The organism is Actinokineospora terrae (assembly GCF_900111175.1).
Classification (GTDB): Bacteria; Actinomycetota; Actinomycetes; order Mycobacteriales; family Pseudonocardiaceae; genus Actinokineospora; species Actinokineospora terrae.
In genome coordinates this window covers 287,846-302,685 of sequence record NZ_FOGI01000004.1, presented here as the reverse complement: position 1 = coordinate 302,685, position 14,840 = coordinate 287,846, and the positions used below count along the sequence as shown (strand labels likewise).

Here is a 14,840-nt window from a genome sequence, read left to right as displayed (position 1 = left end):
CCGGCGCCGTGACCGGCGGTGGTGGGACGAGCGGCGGGAGGGACAGGTCGTGGTCGAGGTTCGTGGAGACGGTGGGCAGAATCCGGGGCCGACGGCGCGCCGGATCGTGCTCGGCTCGCAGTTGCGCAGGCTCCGGGAGCAGGTGGACATCACCCGGGCGGACGCGGGGTACCACATCCGCGGCTCGGAGTCGAAGATCAGCCGGATGGAGCTGGGCCGGGTCGGCTTCAAGGAGCGCGACGTCGCCGACCTGCTGACCCTCTACGGCGTGCACGACCAGATCGAGCGGACCCAGTTCCTCGACATGGTCAGGCAGTCCAACGAGCCGGGCTGGTGGCACCGCTACAGCGACCTGATGCCCACCTGGTTCAACGACTTCGTCGGCCTGGAGGAATCCGCGGCGCGGATCCAGACCTACGAGCTGCAGTTCGTGCCCGGCCTGCTGCAGACCGAGGCCTACACCCGGATGCTGGCCAGCCGCGGCAGACCGGAGCTGCGCGAGGACGAGGTCGACCGCCGGGTCGCGCTGCGCATGTCGCGGCAGAAGGTGTTGCAGCGCCTGGACGCGCCCAAGCTGTGGGTGGTCATCGACGAGTCGGTGCTGCACCGGCCGATCGGCGGGCCGCGGGTGCTGCGCGAGCAGATCGACCACCTGCTGGAGATGACCCGGCTGCCCAACATCACCCTGCAGGTCATGCCGTACCCGCTCAGCGGCTACGCGGCCGAGGGCTCGTTCACCATGCTGCGCTTCACCGAGGCCGAGCTGCCCGACATCGTCTACATCGAGCACCTGCTCGGCGCGATCTTCCTCGACCGCGTCGACGAGATCGAGCGCTACAGCCGGGTCGTGGACCGGCTGACCGTCGACGCCGAGACCCCGAGCCGGTCCCGGCAGCTGCTCAGCAAGCGGCGCGAAGAGATCTAGGAAGTCCGTTTTCCGCGCCCACCACCCGTTTGGGCTGGTGGGCGCTTTCGCGTGTGGCACAACGGAAGCGGTTGCCGAGGCAACCTTCTCGTGCGGTTGCCCCTTTCGGATGCACGTGCATTTGCTGGGGCGCCCAGTCGTGTTACGGTCGTCACGATCAACGCACGTGCACCTGCACTGAGTGACCGACTGAGTGACTGCCGAAGGCGAGGTCCAGTGTCTGAGTTTCGCAACGGAATGGCGGCTGACGGGGTGCCAGCAGCGCGGTGGCGCAAGAGCTCCCGCAGCGGCGCGGTGGGCAACTGCGTCGAGCTGTCGCCGGTCGACGAGATCCACACCGCGGTGCGCGACTCCAAGAACCCGACGGGTCCCGCGCTGCTGTTCCCCGGTGCGGTCATCGCGTCGTTCACCCGTGCGGTGAAGAACGGGCACGTCGCGACCACCGACGCCTCGCACGCCGCGGAGGCGTACCTGCGCAGGCTCGTCTCGCGCGGGTTCGAGTTCCTGCACCCGCGCGACGCCAGCGGTGAGATCGCCGCCGTCGTCGGGGTGCGCGCCCACCACAACGTGATCGATGTCGTCCGGTTGCACGCCGAGGACGAGGTCATCGCCACCCGGTTGCCCGGGGACACCGACGACGTGCTCAACCCCCGAGTGGTGCTCTGGCACCGCGAGGGCTGGGCCGCCGAGGTGCTGCGGCAGATGATCGACCTCCCCGACGACCGCACCCCGGGATCGCTCGGCCAGCTGCGCGACGGAGTGGAGACCGTCGTCAACGGCTGCTGGGTGCCCACGTCCCCGGGCCGGTCGAAGTGGCTGCCCGCCTCCGCGTGAGGCGAGCAGGTCGAGGCGACGACCGGGCGCTGTGATCGGACCAGCGCGCCCTGGTCAATCACACTCCTGAAGGCCACCCCCGCGTCTCGGGGGTGGCCTTCAGGTGTTTGTGGGCACCGTCACGGGGCTCCTGCGATCGCGCCGTCCACTACTGACAAGTAACATAGGGGTGGCAAAGCCCACCGTGCCCGGTGCCGCGGCGGCATGGCAAGGTCAGCCGAACCGCACGAAAATCGGGCTGGTCGGCACACCCGCCGTCCGCCACACGGTGCTCGTCCCAGGAGGTCGAACAAGACCCATGCCAAACATCGTTGTCCTGGTCAAGCAGGTGCCTGACACCTACTCCGAGCGCAGGCTCGCCGAGGCCGACCACACCCTGGACCGCGAGTCCGCCGACGCGGTGCTCGACGAGATCAACGAGCGCGCCGTCGAGGAGGCGCTGCTGATCAAGGAGGCGCAGGGCGGCGAGGTCACCGTGCTCAGCGTCGGGCCCGAGCGCGCGACCGAGGCCATCCGCAAGGCCCTGTCCATGGGCGCGGACAGGGCCGTGCACGTGTCCGACCCCGCGCTGCACGGCTCGTGCCTGCTGCAGACCACCCGGGTGCTGGCCGCCGCGATCGGCAAGGTCGACGGCGTCGACCTGGTGATCGCGGGCAACGAGGCCACCGACGGCCGCGGCGGGGCGATCCCGGCGATGCTGGCCGAGGTCCTGGGCTTCCCGCAGCTCACCCACGCCCGCAAGGTCGCCATCGACGGGACCACGATCACCGTCACCCGGGAGACCGACACCGGTCTGACCCACCTGTCGGCGACCCTGCCCGCGGTGGTCAGCGTCGGCGAGAAGATCAACGAACCGCGCTACCCCTCGTTCAAGGGGATCATGGCGGCGAAGAAGAAGCCCGTCGAGACCTACACGGTCGCCGACCTGGGCATCGACGCCGCCGAGGTGGGCCTGGCCGCGGCGAGCACCACCGTCCTGGAGGCCACCCCGAAGCCGCCGCGCTCGGCGGGCCAGCGGGTCGAGGACTCCGGGGACGGCGGCGGCAAGATCGCCGAGTACCTCATCGGCCAGAAGCTCATCTGACAAGCAGCGAAGGAGGAACGACAGTGTCCGAGGTCCTGGTCCTCGTCGACGAGATCGACGGCGAGGTCAAGAAGGTCACCTTCGAGCTGCTGACCGCGGCCCGCGAGATCGGCGAGCCCGCCGCCGTCGTGGTCGCCGCTCCCGGCACCGCGGCCAAGGTGAAGGAGTCGCTGGCCGCCTACGGCGCGGCCAAGGTCTACGTCGCCGAGTCCGACGACGTGGCCAACTACCTGGTCACCCCCAAGGTCGACGTGCTCGCGAACCTGGTGGGCGCCAAGTCCCCGGCCGCGGTGCTCATCCCGGCCACCGCGGAGGGCAAGGAGATCGCCGGTCGGCTGGCCGTGCGCACCGGCTCCGGTCTGCTCATCGAGGCGATCGGGGTGGAGAGCTCCGGCGGTGACGTCGTCGGCGTGCAGTCCATCTTCGGCGGCGCGTTCACCGTCAAGGCCAAGTCGACCAGGGGCACCCCGGTCGTCACCGTCCGCCCCGGCGGCGTCGAGGCCGTGCAGGCGCAGGGCGCCGCGGCCGAGGAGACCGTCGAGGTCCCCGCGGTCGACGCGGCCAAGGCCACCACCGTCACCGGCCGCGAGCCGGTCGTCGGCGGCGACCGCCCCGAGCTGACCGAGGCCTCCATCGTGGTCTCCGGCGGCCGCGGTGTCGGCTCGGCGGAGAAGTTCGAGGTCGTGGAGAAGCTCGCCGACGCGCTCGGTGCCGCGGTCGGCGCCTCCCGCGCCGCGGTCGACTCCGGCTACTACCCGGCGCAGTTCCAGGTCGGCCAGACCGGCAAGACGGTGTCCCCGCAGCTCTACGTCGCGCTCGGCATCTCCGGCGCGATCCAGCACCGCGCGGGCATGCAGACCTCGAAGACGATCGTCGCGGTGAACAAGGACGCCGAGGCGCCGATCTTCGAGATCGCCGACTTCGGTGTCGTCGGCGACCTGTTCGCCGTCGCGCCGCGGCTGACCGACGAGGTCGCGAAGCGCAAGGGCTGATCGTCTGGTCCGGCGTGTGAGGGGCGGCTCCCCGGGAGCCGCCCCTTTCCCTTTTCCCGCCCCGGATACACCCGAGCGGACCGACGTACCGGCAATTCACTCAGTTGCCACTATCGCGTCACGGCAAAGAACACACCCCCGATGCCGACATCACCCTAATCTCCTGGTATGACGCAGGCCCAGGTGCTGGTCAGCACTGCGAAGCCCGGAATCGACGCACCCACCTACTCACTGCTCGTCGCGCACGACGGCTCCGAGGTCGAGGCCGCCCAGAGACTGCGCTACCAGGTGTTCGCCGAGGAGATGGGGGCGACGCTGCACACCTCCACCCCCGGTCTCGACATCGACCACTTCGACCCGTTCTGCGACCACCTGGTCGTCCGCGAGGACGCCACCGGCGCCATCGTCGGCACCTACCGGATGCTGCCGCCCGAGCGCGCCGCCGACGCCGGGTCGCTGTACTCCGACACCGAGTTCGACCTGGCCGCGCTGGCCGGGATCCGCGGCGCGCTGGTGGAGACCGGCCGCTCGTGCGTGCACCCCGACCACCGCAACGGCTCGGTGGTGAGCCTGGTGTGGGCCGGGATCGCGCGCTACATGTTGTTGTCCGGCCACAGCTTCCTCGCCGGGTGCGCCTCGGTCCCGTTGGCCGACGGCGGTTCGCTGGCCGCTGGCGTGTGGCAGACGGTCAGCACCAAGCACTACAGCGGCGACGACCAGCGCGTGCGGCCGCGCACCCCGTGGGACTTCTCGGCGGTCGAGACTCCGGCCAGGGTCGCGGTGCCGCCGCTGCTCAAGGGGTACCTGCGGCTGGGCGCCAAGGTCTGCGGGCCGCCCGCCCTCGACGCCGACTTCGGGGTCGCCGACTTCTTCGTCCTGCTCGACCTGGCCAACGTCGACCAGCGCTACCTGAAGTTCTTCCTGGGGGAGTAGAGCCATGGCGCACGACTGGATGCCCACCTCGCCGTGCGGACCGACCTGCCTCACCACCGGTGAGGCGGGCGTCGGCCGGGCCCGCGCCGCACTGCGCCTCACCGGCGCCGTCGCCGTGCTGCTCGTGGCCGCGCTGTCGGTCCCGCTGATGCCCGTGATCGGCCGCGCCGGGCGGGAACTGCTCGCCAAGCGCATCTTCCGCGCCGTGCTGCGCGCCTTCGGCGTCCGGCTCGTCGTCCGCGGCGGCGACGCACTGCGGGCGGGCGGCAACCGCGGCGCCCTGGTGGCCACCAACCACATCTCGTGGCTCGACATCGCCGCGGTCAACGCCGTCCGCCCGATGCGCGCCATCGCCAAGGTCGACATCCGCTCCTGGCCGGTGTTGGGCCGGGTCGTCGCCGCGGCGGGCACCCTGTTCATCGACCGCGAGCGGCTGCGCACCCTGCCCGACACGGTCGCCGAACTCGCCACCACACTGCGCTCCGGCTCGCTGGTGTACGCCTGCCCCGAGGGCACGACCTGGTGCGGCCAGGGCATCGGCAAGTTCCGCCCCGCCCTGTTCCAGGCCGCCATCGACGGCGGCGTCCCGGTCCGCCCGATCGCCCTGCGCTTCCGCCTGGCGGGCGGCCGCGAGACCACGACCCCGGCGTTCATCGGCACCGAGACCATCATCGACTCCATCTGCCGCGTCGCCCGCCTGCGCGGCCTGGTCCTGGAGCTGACCGTCCTCGACGAACTCGCCCCCGGCCGCGCCGCGAACCGCCGCGAACTCGCCGAGCTCACCGAGGCCGCCATCAACTCCGCCCTCCACCGCGTCACCCCCATCCCCACCCAACGCCCCCGCCGCCGCCCCACCCGCATCCCGGCGGCCTGACCTGGTCCGCTAGGCCTCTGTCGATTGACAGCACCGCCCTCCCGCCGAGGGCGGTGCTTTTTCGCGACTTGGCTTCCGTGCGGCCGCCGCGAGTGCTGTGTGACGCCCCGGGTGCCGGTGACCTGCGCGAACCCCGTGCTGTCGTCGCCGAGATTCACCCGGTTCAGCGACAGAAGTTATCCACATCTGGATCTTCGGAGCGCTGTGTGAAGATCGTTTGTCGGTGGGTGCCGGTAGGCTGGGACCTGGGACGCCCCCCGGTGAGGGTGGGGGCTGGGCCGGGTCGGGACCGCGCGCGCGAGGGCGGGTGCGGCGGTGCGATGGCCGGGGGCGGCGGGGGCGATGTCGAGGCGCGATGGGCGACTTCCCGGGGCTGTGGTGGGCGATCCACCAAGGCCGCGGTGGAGTTGGCAAGGTGGGTTCGGCGGGGAGCCTGGGGCGCGGTGAGGAGTTTCTGGGGCCGGGGGTGGGGCTGGTCACGGGGGTCGGGCCGGTAAAGGGGTGGACCTCCACCCAGGTGCAGGTCAGAAGATGAGCGGGTGACCACGACCGAGACCGCTGACGAGTCCTCCGCCCGGGCGCAGCTCTGGGGTCCCAGCAACCGCGCCACCACGTTCGGGATCTTGTTGCTCATCACCATCGCGGCGTTCGAGCACCTCGGGGTGTCGACCGCGTTGCCGAGGATGTTGGCCGAGCTCGACGGGGGGCACCTGTACTCGTGGCCGTTCACCGCGTTCCTGTCGGCGACCGTGGCGGCGACGGTGTTCGGTGGGTGGGTGTGCGACCGCAGGGGGGCGCGGGTGGTGCTCATGGTGGCGCCCGCGGTGTTCCTGGCGGGGTTGGTGGTGGCCGGGACCGCTGATTCCATGCCGGTCCTGCTGGCCGCGCGGGTCTTGCAGGGGTTGGGGCTCGGCGGCGAGGTGGTCGCGATCTACGTGCTGGTGGCGGCCGTGTACCCGGAGCGGGTGCGGCCCGCGGCGTTCGGGTTGTTGGCGGCGGCGTGGGTGGTGCCGTCGATCGTGGGGCCGACGCTGGCGGGGATCGTGACGGAGCGGTTCGGGTGGCGGTGGGTGTTCCTGGGGTTGGTGCCGCTGGCCGTCCTCGGGGTGGTGCTGCTGGTGCCGACGCTCAAGGGGTTGCCGAGGCCGGAGCGGGCGGGGCGGCCGGTGCGCAGGTGGGTGCCGTTGGCGGCGCTGGCGGCCGCGGTGGGGATCCCGGCGGTGAGCTGGGCGGCGCAGCACCCCTCGCTGGGCACGCTCTGGCTGGGGCTCGGCGGGCTGGCGGTGCTCGTGCCCGCGCTGCGCCTGCTGCTGCCCAGGGGCACGCTGGTCGGCAGGTCCGGCCTGCCCAGGGTGATCCTGGCCAGGGGCCTGTTCGCCGGGGCGTTCTTCGGCGTGGAGGCCTTCGTGCCGTTGACCCTCACCAGCGTGCACGGGCTGTCCCCGGCGCTGGCGGGGCTCCCGTTGACCGTCGGCGCCCTCGGCTGGTCGTTCGCGTCCGCGTGGCAGGGGCGGCGGCCCGACATCCAGCGCACAACGTTGATCCGCCTCGGGTTCGTGATCCTCTCCGGCGGGCTGGCCGCCATGGTGTTCGTCGCCGTCCCGTGGGGGTCGCCGTGGTTGGCAGGCCTGCTCTGGACGGTCTGCGGCGCCGGGATGGGGCTGGCGTTCCCGTCGATCAACGTCCTCGCGCTGCGCCTGGCACCGGAGCACGAACGGGGCTTCACGTCGTCGGCGTTGCAGGTCAGCGACATCATCTTCTCCGCAACCCTGGTCGGCCTCGGCGGCGTGCTGCTGGCCGCGCTGGCCTCGACCGCGGCGCCCACGGCCGCCGTGGTGCCGATCGACCTGGTGATGGCCGCGGTGGCGCTGCTGGGGGCGCTGGTCTTCCGGCGGTCGTCCGATGACCGGGTGTGAGCTGGCCGCTTGCCGGGTGGCGCCGGGTTCGGTCTACCCTGGGCGTGCGATGACCTATCTCGACCACGCGGCCACCACGCCGATCCTGCCCGAGGCGGCCGCGGTACTCACCGGGGCGTTGTCCGCGTATGGCAACGCCTCCTCGCTGCATTCCTCCGGCCGCCGGGCCCGCCGCGCCGTCGAGGAGGCCCGCGAGTCGATCGCCGCCGCGCTGGGTGCCCGCCCGTCCGAGGTCGTGTTCACCTCCGGCGGCACCGAGAGCGACAACCTGGCGGTCAAGGGCATCTACTGGGCCCGCCGCGCCGCCGACCCCAGGCGGGTGCGGGTGCTGGTCTCCTCGGTCGAGCACCACGCCGTGCTCGACGCCGCGCTGTGGCTGGCCGAGCACGACGGCGCCGAGGTCACCCTGCTCGAGGTCGACGACTTCGGCCGGGTCCACGAGGACACCCTGCGCGCGGCCATCGCCGAGGACCCCGAGGGCGTCGCGCTGGTCAGCGTCATGTGGGCCAACAACGAGGTCGGCACCGTCAACCCGGTGCGCGAGCTGGCGACGACCTGCGCCGCGCACGGCATCCCGTTCCACACCGACGCCGTGCAGGCGGTCGGCGCGCTCCCTGTCGACTTCAACCGCAGCGGCGCGAGCGCGCTGACCCTGTCCGGGCACAAGGTCGGCGGCCCGTTCGGCGTCGGCGCGCTGCTGCTGCGCCGCGACGTCACCTGCGCCCCGGTGTCGCACGGCGGCGGGCAGGAGCGCGACGTGCGCTCCGGCACCCTCGACGTGCCCGCGATCGTCGCCATGGCCACCGCCGTGCGCCTGGCCACCGAGCAGCGCGTCGAGCGGGCCGCCCGGCTCGCCGCCCTGCGCGCGGACCTGGTGCGCGCCGTCCGCGCCGTCGTCCCGGCCGCCCAGCTCAACGGCGACCCCGGTGAGTCCGAAGTGGACGGCGGGCCGTCGCGGCTGCCGGGCAACGCGCACTTCAGCTTCCCCGGCTGCGAGGGCGACAGCCTGCTGATGCTGCTCGACGCCAGGGGCATCGAGTGCTCGACCGGCTCGGCGTGCACCGCGGGTGTCGCGCAGCCCTCGCACGTGCTGCTGGCCATGGGCGTCGAGCCCGCGCCCGCCCGCGGGTCGCTGCGGTTCTCCCTGGGCCACACCTCCACCGCCGCCGACGTCGCCGCGCTGGCCGAGGCGATCGGGCCGGTGGTGGAGCGGGCCCGCAACGCCGGACTGGCCGGGCTGCGCCGAGGCGCGTCGCACGCGGAGGTGTAGACCATGCGGGTACTGGCCGCGATGAGCGGTGGGGTCGACTCGGCGGTGGCCGCCGCGCGCGCGGTCGAGGCCGGGCACGACGTGGTCGGGGTGCACCTGGCGCTCTCGGCCAAGCCGGGCACGCTGCGCACCGGCTCGCGCGGCTGCTGCACCGTCGAGGACGCCAACGACGCCCGCCGGGTGGCCGACCTGCTCGGCATCCCGTTCTACGTCTGGGACTTCGCCGAGCGGTTCACCGAGGACGTGGTCGAGGACTTCGTCGCCGAGTACGCCGCGGGTCGCACCCCCAACCCGTGCCTCAAGTGCAACGAGCGGATCAAGTTCGAGGCACTGCTGGACAAGGCGGTCGCGCTCGGCTTCGACGCGGTCTGCACCGGCCACTACGCCCGGCTGGCCACAGTCGACTCCCGCCCGCAGCTGCGCCGCGCCGCCGACCTGGACAAGGACCAGTCCTACGTGCTGGCCTCGCTGACCAGCCACCAGCTCGCGCACGCGATGTTCCCGCTCGGCGACTCGGTGAAGTCCGCGGTGCGCGCCGAGGCGACCGAGCGCGGCCTGGCCGTGGCCGAGAAGCCCGACAGCTACGACATCTGCTTCATCCCGGACGGCGACACGCGGGCGTTCCTCACCACCAAGCTCGGCGCCCGGCCGGGGACGTTGGTCGACGACGAGACCGGCGCGGTGCTCGGCGTGCACGCGGGTGTCCACGGGTTCACCGTCGGCCAGCGGCACGGGCTGGGCATCGACGCCCCGGCCCCCGGTGGGCGGCCGCGCTACGTGCTCTCGCTCGAACCGGTCCAGGGCACCGTCCGGGTCGGTCCCGCCGAGCGGCTCGCGGTGCGCGAGATCGTCGGCACCCGGCCCACCTGGCCCTCCGGCGACCCGCTGACCGGCACCGTCGAGTGCGTGGCGCAGATCCGCGCGCACGGCGGCACCACGGCCGCCACCGCGTCGCTTGTGGACGGTGAGCTGCTGGTCCGCCCCGCCGCCGGGCTGCGCGGCGTCGCCCCGGGACAGGCCGTTGTCCTCTACCGGCCCGACCCGGCCGGTGACGTGGTGCTCGGCAGCGCCACCATTTCCCGCACCCGCTAGTCCCGCGCATTTCCCGGCGCATTCGAACACGGGTGCGAATTCGGGTCCGGTTGCCCGCTCGCGCATTCCCGCCATCGGGTCCACAGTGGATTTCTCGACGACCAAGATCATTTTCGGGGTGGACCGACCACGTGTTCGATTAATGTGACCACACACAGTGGACAACCGCGCACGGTGCGCTCCTCGGGTCCATCTCTTACCCGTTAGGGGCGTTGCGCTGGACCGGGTCTTGCGGTTCGCTACCTCCTGGTCGGGCTCGCGCGGCCGTCGGCGGGAATCGCACGGGGCACCACTGGGCTGTCCGAGTGGACGTTGTTGGTTCCGCCGCGGCCATTCGATCACGGATCGTCACCCGGGTATCAGCGCAGAGTTGAAGCCAAATCGTCGTTACGCAGGGGCTTTCTCAATCGACGTATCTGGTGACCCCGTTACTGCTCTACTACGGATGAGCAGGTCGGCGGGACAGCGACACCGACCGTGACCAACGACTTCGGGGTGGGGTATTCGATGGCGGATGTGAGCGCCAACGGGGGGCAGCGGCATGACACGACGAATCCGGTGCCGACCGACCTGGCTCGGTTCCCGCAGGTGATCGGACTGACCGAGGACGTCCTCGTGCGGCACCGGGCCAGGGTGCTGAACCCGTCCACCGCCGTGCCGGGCGCGCAGGGCAGACGCCCCGACTCCACCGCGTACCGGTCCAACACGCTGCTCGTCCCGCTCGCGGTGGCCAGGGACGCCAAGGCGATCGCCCGGTTCAACAAGGCGCTGACCAAGGTCGGCGTGGAACTGGTGGTGCGGCTGCCCAAGACCCCGCGCTGGCGCGAGGCGGTCGACGCCTTCGACGGCGACCTCGCCGTCCCGGTCCTGTTGCACCTGCGCGAGGACGCCGTCACCGAGGCCGCGCCCGACCCGTGGACCGTCCTGGCGAACCTGCGCCGCGTGTTCGGCCCCGAGGTCACCAGGGGCATCGGGCTCGAACACCTCGCGCTGGCCGCCTCGGTCGGCATGTACGGCGCCACCTACGGCAGCGGCGCCCCGTTCGGCAACGGGGTCCCCTTCGGCAACGGTGTCCCGTTCGGCAACGGCGTGCCCTTCGGCAACGGTGTCCCGTTCGGCAACGGCGTCGGCGGCGGCGCCATCGCGCTCGGCAACGGTGCCCGCAACGCGGTCCGGTTGTTCCTGCCTAAGCCGCACCGCCGCGACCCGGCCACCCTCACCCCGGGCCGCCGCCCGGTCGTCGCGGTGCTCGACACCGGCATCGGCGAGCACCCGTGGCTGACCGTCGGCTCCGCGGACACCGACCCGGTGGTCGAGGTGTCCGAGGAGTTCCAGGGCCTGCTGGCCGACCTGGAGACCACGCTGACCGACCAGAGCGGCGGCGCGCTGCCCTCGCTCGCCTCGCCGACCGACGAGCGCGACGTGCTGCAGCCGCTGCTGGGCATCACCGACTCCCACTCCGGGCACGGCACCTTCGTCACCGGCCTGGTCTTCCAGAACTGCCCGGACGCGCGGGTGCTCTCGCTGCGCGTGCTGCACACCGACGGCATCACCACCGACGGCTCGGTGCTGCTGGCCCTGGAGTGGCTGCGCGAGCGGGTCACCTCGGCGCTGGCGGAGAACCGGCCGGGCGACCTGGTCGACGTCGTGTCGATCTCGCTGGGCTTCTACCCGGAGAACACCGACCAGACCACCGGCCTGCAGTTGGCCGAGGCGGTGCGCAAGCTGACCGACCTCGGCGTCGTCGTGGTCGCCGCGGCGGGCAACGACGCCACTACCCGGCCGTTCGTGCCCGCGGCCATGGCGCTCAACGCCGACGGCTCCAACACCGGCAACCCGCTGCTCATCGCGGTCGGCGCGCTCAACCCCTCCGGCAAGTCGGTCGCCGCGTTCAGCAACGAGGGCGCCTGGGTGACCCGCTGGGCGCCGGGCAACGCGGTGGTCAGCACCGTCCCGCTCTGGCAGGGCGCCGAGGGTCCCGACCTCACCACCACCGGGCCCGGCCCGCTGCCCCGCGCGACTCTCGACCCGGACGACCTCACCAGCGGCTTCGCCGTGTGGGCCGGGACTTCCTTCGCCACCCCGGTGGTGGCGGGCATGATCGCCAACCGGCTCACCGGGCTGGCCGACGCCGCCTCGGTCGAGGACCGGGTGGCCAGGGCCGGGCAGGCCCGCGACCTGGCCGACGCCGACCTCACCGACCTCGGCTGGCGCAGCTGACCCGACCGATCCGCCGGGTACCCGCCATGACCCACGTGCCGCGTCCACCACGGGTGGACGCGGCACGTAGGGTTTAAGCCATGCCCGCTGTCCGGCGTGCAGGCGCGCTCTACCGCCGCGGTCGCAAAGCCGTGTACGCCTACACCTTCGCCCGTGCGCGGGCACTGCTCGGTGAGGCCTTGGTCGTGCTGGACACCGCGCAGGTGCCGACCGCGCCCGAGGCCATCGAGTTGCGCGTGCGCGTCCTGGTCACCCTGGCCTACGCCGAGACCGAGGGCGCCACCATCACCCAGGGCATCGCCCGCCTCTCCGACGCCGACGCCCTGCTCGCCCAGCTGCCCGAGGGCCCGCTGCACGCCGAGCTGGCCGGGCTTTCGTTGGAGCAGCGCGGTTTCCTGCACATCCGGGCAGGCAACCTCGAACACGCCCTCGAGCTGCTCTCCGAGGCCGCCGAGCTGCTGCGCGCCGGTCTCGCCGACGGCGCGGGCGACCCGTACGTGCTGGCGAGCCTGTACCTCAACCGCAGCCTCGCCCAGATCGAGCGCGCGCACACCGCGGCCGCCATCGAGGAGCTCGACACCTGCATCGAGCTGTGCGAGCGCTACGGCCTGCACGACATCGCCATCAAGGCCAGGCACAACCGGGGCTACGTCGCGCACATGACCGGTGACGTGCCGACCGCGTTGCGCTACTTCGCCGAGACCTCCCGCGACTGCGCCGCCCGCGCCCCCGGCATGCTCCCGGTGGTCCAGCTCGACCAGGCCCGCGCGCTGCTCGCCGGTGGCCTGGTCGACGAGGCCGCCCGCCACCTCGACGACGCGCTGCCCCGGCTGCGCCGCCAGCGCGTCGGCCAGGACGCCGCCGAGGCCGAGATCGCCAGGGCCGCGGCCGCCCTGCTGCACGGCGACACCGCCCAGGCCCGGCGCAGGGCCCGGCGCTCGGAGCGGATGTTCACCCGGCGCGGCAACGTCCGCTGGGCCGCGGTGGCCGCGTTGGCCGCGCTGCGCGCCGACACCCTCGACGCGCTGGAGGGCAAGGGCCCCAACGGGTCCCCCCGCCGCGTCGACACCGCGCTGCCCGCGACCGCGGTGGCCCTCGCCGAGCAGCTGCGCGGGTTGGCGCTGGAGGACGAGGCCGCGCTGGCGCTGATGATGGCGGTGCGGCTGGAGATCCGCCGCGGCGACCTCGACACCGCCGCGAAGCTGCTCGACCAGGTGCCCGCGCCCCGGGTCACCACCCCCGTCGACCACCGGATGCTGCTGCGGCTGTGCCGGGCCGAGCTGGCGGTGGCCGAGAAGGACATCCGGGCCGCGCTGGCGCAGGCGCGCGCGGGCCTGTCCGAGCTCGGGCACACCCGCGACCGCATGGGCGGGCTGGAACTGGTGTGCGGCACCGCGGTGCACGGGCGGCACCTGGGCGAGCTGGCGGTCCGGCTGGTGCTGCAGGGTCCCCGGCCGGACGCGCGCAGGCTCTTCGGCTGGCTGGAGCGCACCAGGGCGCAGGTGTACCGCTACGAGCCGATGCCCGACATCGCCGACCCCCGCGTCGCGGAGAAGGCCGCCGAGCTGCGGCTGGCCAAGCGGACCGCGCAGCTGGTGCGCCTGGCCGGTCGGTCGGCGGACAAGCTGGAGAAGCAGACCGCCGCGCTGGAGCGGGAGGTCGAGCGGCAGGGCTGGTACGCCAGCCCGTGGGGCAGGCCGCGGCCGGTGGCCACACTGGAGGCGGTGGCGCCCGCGCTCGACGGCCGGGTCCTGGTGTCGTTCGCGACCTCCGAGGACGAGATCGTCGCCGTGGTGGTGTCGGGGACCGGGGCGCGCATGGTGCGGCTCGGGTCCGCCAGCGCCGCCGCGGAACTGGCCGCCCGGCTGCACGCGGACCTCGACGTGCTCGCCCCCGACACGCTGCCCCCGCCGGTGGTCGACGTCGTGAAGGCGTCCGCCGCCCGCAGCGCCGGGGGGTTGGACAAGCAGTTGATCCAGCCGCTGATCTCTCTCATCGGGGACAGCGAGCTGGTCATAGTCCCCACTGGCGCGCTCTATGCCGTGCCGTGGGGGAGTCTGCCGTCGCTGTGGGGGAGACCGCTGGTGGTAGCGCCATCGGCGACGGCGTGGCTCAGCGCGGCCACGGGTGCTGCTCCCAAGGGACGCACCTTGCTGGCGCGTGGTCCCATGCTGACCGGGTTGGTCGCTGAGGACGGACCGCTGCGTGAGGTCTACCCGGACGCGGTGGCACTGGACAAGGAACACGCGACTGTCGCGAGCGTGCTCGACGCGCTCGACGGCGCCGAACTCGCGCACATCGCCGCACACGGCGAGCACGAACCGACCAACGCCCTGTTCTCCCGGTTGGAACTCGCCGACGGCCCGCTGTTCGCCTACGAGGTCGCCCGGCTGCGGCAGCCACCCCGGCAGGTCGTGCTGGCCGCGTGCGAGCTGGCGCTCAACTACGTGCGGCCGGGCGACGAGGCCCTCGGGTACGCGGGCGCGCTGCTGGCCAGCGGGGTCCGCACCGTCGTCGCGGCCACCAGCCGGGTCGGCGACGAGGCGGCGGCCACCGCGATGGTCACCTACCACCAGTTGCTCACCGCGGGTCTCACCCCGGCCAAGGCGTTGGCCAAGTCCATCGCCGAAGACCCTTACCGGCGCCCGTTCATCTGCCTCGGCGCGGGCTGAGACTGTGGACAGGTAGGGCGGGCGACCC

At 72.8% G+C, this 14,840-nt stretch carries 11 protein-coding genes; all 11 read left to right on the top strand.

From position 1 onward, the window contains the following. The first annotated feature begins 49 nt into the window (after positions 1-49). The 11 genes from BMY07_RS09915 to BMY07_RS09855 all read left to right on the top strand — a co-directional run bounded on the left by BMY07_RS09915 (position 50) and on the right by BMY07_RS09855 (position 14,812). A complete protein-coding gene (locus BMY07_RS09915; protein WP_092776753.1) occupies positions 50-925 on the top strand; it encodes a helix-turn-helix domain-containing protein in 876 nt (291 codons plus the stop codon). Between the two features lie 216 nt (positions 926-1,141). Beyond that, positions 1,142-1,759, top strand: coding sequence for a DUF397 domain-containing protein (locus tag BMY07_RS09905; RefSeq protein ID WP_342741531.1), 618 nt, complete (start codon positions 1,142-1,144; stop codon positions 1,757-1,759). Positions 1,760-2,057: 298 nt separating this feature from the next. Then, the gene (locus tag BMY07_RS09900; protein ID WP_092776751.1) at positions 2,058-2,843 is read left to right on the top strand and encodes an electron transfer flavoprotein subunit beta/FixA family protein; all 786 of its coding nucleotides are present in this window, start codon (positions 2,058-2,060) and stop codon (positions 2,841-2,843) included. 23 nt (positions 2,844-2,866) lie between these two features. Next, positions 2,867-3,835 carry an electron transfer flavoprotein subunit alpha/FixB family protein gene (locus BMY07_RS09895; protein WP_092776749.1) on the top strand — a complete coding sequence of 323 codons (969 nt, stop codon included), beginning with the start codon at positions 2,867-2,869 and terminating at the stop codon, positions 3,833-3,835. Between the two features lie 168 nt (positions 3,836-4,003). Beyond that, a complete protein-coding gene (locus tag BMY07_RS09890; protein ID WP_092776747.1) occupies positions 4,004-4,768 on the top strand; it encodes a GNAT family N-acetyltransferase in 765 nt (254 codons plus the stop codon). Between the two features lie 4 nt (positions 4,769-4,772). Beyond that, positions 4,773-5,642: a lysophospholipid acyltransferase family protein gene (locus BMY07_RS09885; protein WP_092776746.1), complete on the top strand. Its 870-nt coding sequence runs from the start codon at positions 4,773-4,775 to the stop codon at positions 5,640-5,642. A 539-nt stretch (positions 5,643-6,181) separates the two neighbouring features. Beyond that, on the top strand, positions 6,182-7,558 hold the full coding sequence (locus BMY07_RS09875) for an MFS transporter (protein WP_092776743.1): 1,377 nt from the start codon (positions 6,182-6,184) through the stop codon (positions 7,556-7,558). Between the two features lie 49 nt (positions 7,559-7,607). Beyond that, positions 7,608-8,828, top strand: coding sequence for a cysteine desulfurase family protein (locus BMY07_RS09870; RefSeq protein ID WP_092776741.1), 1,221 nt, complete (start codon positions 7,608-7,610; stop codon positions 8,826-8,828). Between the two features lie 3 nt (positions 8,829-8,831). Beyond that, the gene (gene mnmA / locus BMY07_RS09865) at positions 8,832-9,920 is read left to right on the top strand and encodes a tRNA 2-thiouridine(34) synthase MnmA (RefSeq protein WP_092776739.1); all 1,089 of its coding nucleotides are present in this window, start codon (positions 8,832-8,834) and stop codon (positions 9,918-9,920) included. Between the two features lie 516 nt (positions 9,921-10,436). Then, positions 10,437-12,140, top strand: coding sequence for a S8 family serine peptidase (locus BMY07_RS09860; RefSeq protein ID WP_143073422.1), 1,704 nt, complete (start codon positions 10,437-10,439; stop codon positions 12,138-12,140). A gap of 80 nt (positions 12,141-12,220) precedes the next feature. Next, positions 12,221-14,812, top strand: coding sequence for a CHAT domain-containing protein (locus tag BMY07_RS09855; protein ID WP_245782295.1), 2,592 nt, complete (start codon positions 12,221-12,223; stop codon positions 14,810-14,812). Positions 14,813-14,840: the final 28 nt, after the last annotated feature.

Bases quoted from the DNA above. Each gene is read 5' to 3' on its own strand.
- BMY07_RS09900 (WP_092776751.1), top strand. From the start codon at position 2,058: ATGCCAAACATCGTTGTCCTGGTCAAGCAGGTGCCTGACACCTACTCC.
- BMY07_RS09890 (WP_092776747.1), top strand. From the start codon at position 4,004: ATGACGCAGGCCCAGGTGCTGGTCAGCACTGCGAAGCCCGGAATCGAC.
- BMY07_RS09885 (WP_092776746.1), top strand. From the start codon at position 4,773: ATGGCGCACGACTGGATGCCCACCTCGCCGTGCGGACCGACCTGCCTC.
- BMY07_RS09870 (WP_092776741.1), top strand. From the start codon at position 7,608: ATGACCTATCTCGACCACGCGGCCACCACGCCGATCCTGCCCGAGGCG.
- mnmA (WP_092776739.1), top strand. From the start codon at position 8,832: ATGCGGGTACTGGCCGCGATGAGCGGTGGGGTCGACTCGGCGGTGGCC.
- BMY07_RS09855 (WP_245782295.1), top strand. From the start codon at position 12,221: ATGCCCGCTGTCCGGCGTGCAGGCGCGCTCTACCGCCGCGGTCGCAAA.